This window comes from uncultured Aggregatibacter sp. (assembly GCF_938046485.1).
GTDB lineage: Bacteria > Pseudomonadota > Gammaproteobacteria > Enterobacterales > Pasteurellaceae > Aggregatibacter.
This window is the reverse complement of record NZ_CALIWN010000033.1, coordinates 1-2,419: the sequence shown is the minus strand read 5'-3', so window position 1 is coordinate 2,419 and position 2,419 is coordinate 1. Positions and strand designations below refer to the sequence as shown.

3 protein-coding genes are annotated in these 2,419 nt (G+C 50.2%); all 3 read right to left on the bottom strand.

The window, feature by feature from the left end; genetic code table 11:
* Positions 1 to 105 precede the first annotated feature (105 nt).
* Positions 106 to 744 (bottom strand): 50S ribosomal protein L3, encoded by a 639-nt coding sequence (gene rplC / locus Q0203_RS04670; protein ID WP_040354338.1) that lies wholly within the window; start codon positions 742 to 744, stop codon positions 106 to 108.
* Positions 745 to 829: 85 nt separating this feature from the next.
* The gene (gene rpsJ, locus Q0203_RS04665; protein ID WP_004138926.1) at positions 830 to 1,144 is read right to left on the bottom strand and encodes a 30S ribosomal protein S10; all 315 of its coding nucleotides are present in this window, start codon (positions 1,142 to 1,144) and stop codon (positions 830 to 832) included.
* A gap of 5 nt (positions 1,145 to 1,149) precedes the next feature.
* A complete protein-coding gene (gene tuf, locus Q0203_RS04660) occupies positions 1,150 to 2,340 on the bottom strand; it encodes an elongation factor Tu (protein ID WP_297929902.1) in 1,191 nt (396 codons plus the stop codon).
* Between the last annotated feature and the right edge of the window lie 79 nt (positions 2,341 to 2,419).

Below are 2,419 nucleotides of genomic sequence, written 5' to 3'. Positions count from 1 at the left end.
CCACTTGGTGAACTAAAGGTTCATTAAAAGCCACATTAAATATGTCATCTGCAACCGCGATGGAACCGGAAGCATTTTTAAACTTAATTTCCACGAATGCCTCCTTTATGCTTTTACTGACGGACGAATCACAACAAAACCGCCCTTCGCACCTGGAACCGCCCCTTTAATCAGAAGCAGATTACGCTCGCCATCCACGCGTGCAATTTCCAAGTTTTGGGTGCTACGCATTTTGTTTCCCAAATGGCCAGACATTTTCTTTCCCTTGAAAACACGACCTGGGGTTTGGTTCTGACCGATAGAACCCGGCACACGATGCGAAAGCGAGTTACCGTGTGTTTTACGCTGCCCGCTAAAATGGTGGCGCTTGATGGTGCCGGCAAACCCTTTACCAACGCTGCGTCCACGGACATCAACACGCTGCCCCTCTGAAAACAGAGAAACATCAACCGCGCTACCCAAACTAAATTGAGCAACATCTTCTGCGGCAATGCGGAATTCCTTAATAACAACACCGGCAGCCACGTTAGCTTTGGCAAAATGCCCCGCAAGCCCCTTGCTGGTGCGATTTGTTTTTCGCTCGCCCACAGAGACCTGAACAGCATTATAACCGTCAGTAGCGAGCGTTTTGATCTGTGAGATGATGTTAGGCTTAACTTCAATAACCGTTACGGCGCAAGCACTACCATCCTCATTAAATATACGGGTCATACCTATTTTTTGACCCACTAAACCCATTGTCATATTTTTCCTCATGTAAATGAAAAAGGCGAGAGGAGGGCGGGTAACCCTCTTCGCCTTTCAGGACTTTCAAGAAAGGTGCGCGATTTTACTGCAACTCAATCTTTACGTCAACACCTGCCGCGAGATCTAACTTCATCAACGCATCAACGGTTTTGTCCGTAGGATCAACAATATCCATGATACGTTTATGCGTGCGCATTTCATATTGATCACGCGCATCCTTGTTGACATGCGGAGAAATCAATACGGTATAAATCTCTTTTTTCACAGGAAGCGGTACCGGTCCCTTAACTTGGGCACCGGCACGCTTAGCGGTCTCAACAATCTGCTTCGCGGAAGCATCGATCAGACGATGATCATATGACTTCAGACGAATCCGGATTTTTTGTGCATTTGCCATGGCGTTTACTCGATAATTTTAGCGACGACGCCAGCACCTACTGTACGACCACCTTCGCGAATCGCAAAGCGCAGCCCTTCGTCCATAGCAATCGGCGAAATCAGGTGAACGTTCATCTTCACGTTGTCGCCCGGCATGACCATTTCTACGCCTTCCGGCAGAATGCATTCGCCAGTTACGTCGGTGGTACGGAAGTAGAATTGCGGACGATAGCCTTTGAAAAATGGGGTGTGACGGCCACCTTCGTCTTTGGACAGGATGTACACTTCTGCCTCAAATTTGGTGTGCGGGGTGATGGTGCCCGGCTTGGCCAAGACTTGGCCACGCTCAACTTCTTCACGTTTGGTACCGCGTAGCAGCACACCTACGTTGTCGCCAGCTTCACCCTGATCCAGCAGTTTGCGGAACATTTCTACACCGGTGCAGGTGGTTTTTGCCGTCGGACGGATACCGACGATTTCGATTTCTTCACCAACTTTGATGACACCACGTTCGATACGTCCGGTTACGACGGTACCACGTCCAGAGATGGAGAAGACGTCTTCAATTGGCATCAGGAAGGGTTTGTCAATGTCGCGTTGCGGCTCGGGAATGTAGCTGTCCAGTGCATCAACGAGTTTGACGATAGACGGCACGCCAATGTCTGACTGATCGCCTTCAAGAGCCTTCAGGGCAGAGCCGATAATGATCGGGGTATCGTCACCCGGGAAGTCGTATTCGCTCAACAGGTCACGCACTTCCATTTCTACCAATTCAAGCAGTTCGGCATCGTCAACCATGTCTGCCTTGTTCAGGTAAACGACGATATACGGCACGCCTACTTGACGGGACAGCAGGATGTGTTCACGGGTTTGCGGCATCGGACCATCGGCTGCGGAGCAGACGAGAATTGCGCCGTCCATTTGCGCCGCACCGGTGATCATGTTTTTGACGTAGTCGGCGTGTCCCGGGCAGTCTACGTGCGCATAGTGGCGATTCGGGGATTCGTATTCAACGTGTGCGGTTGAGATGGTGATACCACGGGCACGCTCTTCCGGAGCACCGTCAATTTGGTCGTAAGCCTTGAAGGTACCACCAAAACGCTCTGCGCCCACTTTGGTCAGCGCTGCGGTCAGGGTGGTCTTACCGTGGTCAACGTGGCCTATCGTGCCTACGTTTACGTGCGGTTTGGTTCGGGTAAATTTCTCTTTAGACATGATTTAACTCCAAAAATAAAAATCAGGATTTGCTTTTAATGACTTCGTCAACAACGTTACTCGGGGCTTCATTGTAGCA

Coding starts and splice junctions, on each gene's coding strand:
- rpsJ (WP_004138926.1), bottom strand. CDS start 1,144: ATGGCAAATGCACAAAAAATCCGGATTCGTCTGAAGTCATATGATCAT.
- rplC (WP_040354338.1), bottom strand. CDS start 744: ATGACAATGGGTTTAGTGGGTCAAAAAATAGGTATGACCCGTATATTT.
- tuf (WP_297929902.1), bottom strand. CDS start 2,340: ATGTCTAAAGAGAAATTTACCCGAACCAAACCGCACGTAAACGTAGGC.